The 1,367-nt window shown below is 31.8% G+C and carries 1 protein-coding gene; it reads left to right on the top strand.

Annotated elements, in window-relative coordinates; translation table 11 throughout:
* Positions 1-297: 297 nt before the first annotated feature.
* Positions 298-1,119: a leucine-rich repeat domain-containing protein gene (locus ACH5TX_RS05040; protein ID WP_439338450.1), complete on the top strand. Its 822-nt coding sequence runs from the start codon at positions 298-300 to the stop codon at positions 1,117-1,119.
* The last annotated feature ends 248 nt before the right edge of the window (positions 1,120-1,367 follow it).

Genomic DNA, 1,367 nt, shown 5'->3' with positions numbered 1-1,367 from the left:
TCTACTGTGGGCAACAAAGTATAAGGAATAATGCTTAAATTTATTTCTTAATCTAAAGGTTAGTGCTTTTTTAGTCACTCTGATTTTCCTGCGGAAAATCCTCGGACACAAAAACGCACTATCCTTATACACAACCGTTGTGCGTAATCCCTCATAGACTCGAAGAAACTTTAGTCCATTGGCTAACGTAAAATTGAGTAAATTGAAAGAAATTAAATGCTGAAAATATGAAACTTCCTAAATTTTATAAAGCATTGATTTTTAGCAACATAATTTTACGTTAGTCAGAATTAGAGAATGAACGATATTACAATAGACAGATTTGAGAATAAACCAGAATTCACTTCTGATTTGGCGGATTTTGACAATTCTAAAACGGAATTGCATATTCGTGCGGACGTAAAAAACAGAAAGCTCTTAAACGAACTGAATATTGATAAACTTTGGTTAATTGGAGCTAAAGAAAAAGACATTGAACAAATTTTTTCACTTCATCAACCGAAATATGTGAGTCTTTACCAATTTCTTGCAAAAGATTTAAGCTGTTTAGAGAATTTGAATAAGTGCGAAACTCTAATAACGGAATGGAATACAAAAGCGACTGAACTTTGGAATATGGAATCTAATCCGAACTTGAAAAAATTGGCGATTAGAGATTATTCTAAAATTTCGGACTTGTCAGCATTGGAGAAAGCTACTAAAATTAAAAGTTTGTCATTAGATGGTGGAATAGATAAAAAATTAAAAGTGGACAACTTAAAACCACTTTCCAAACTTACTCAATTGGAATATTTGAGAATGACTAACATAAAAGTCGGAGACGAATCTCTCGAACCAATCGCATATTTGAGAAATTTAAAAATACTCGAACTTTCCAACCAGTTTCCGACAAAAGAATATGCAAATCTTGCGGTCAAATTGACCAAAACGGAATGTTCAATGTTTCGACCTTATCACGAAGTTGAAATAAAAGACGAAAATGGAAAATTGGTTTATGATAGAATGATTATCGGAAAAAGAAAACCATTTTTATTATCGACAAAAGACCAAAATCGAATTGAGAAATACGAAAAAGAATTTGAAAAACTAAAAAATAACTACGCACAACACCGTGTATAATTAATTGCTTGGTCACTGCCGACTTACGAACATTCCTGCGGAATATTCTATCTGTGATTTATTTGCTAAATTAGTTGCTGAAACACGCAACTAACCATACACAAATACGTTGTAAACAATTGCGGAAACGAAAAAAATGACAAGAAAAGAAATTAATAATATTCTGAAAACTGAATCTGGAATTATTCTGTTGGAAAAGGAATCTGAGCAGTCTTTTTTTGAAGCTATTTTTAGTAATTGGGTTTCTG

Origin of the sequence: Thalassobellus citreus, from assembly GCF_044385915.1 — a bacterium.
Classification (GTDB): domain Bacteria; phylum Bacteroidota; class Bacteroidia; order Flavobacteriales; family Flavobacteriaceae; genus Thalassobellus; species Thalassobellus citreus.
Note: the sequence above shows the minus strand (reverse complement) of the source record. Positions and strands in the feature narration are given on the sequence as shown.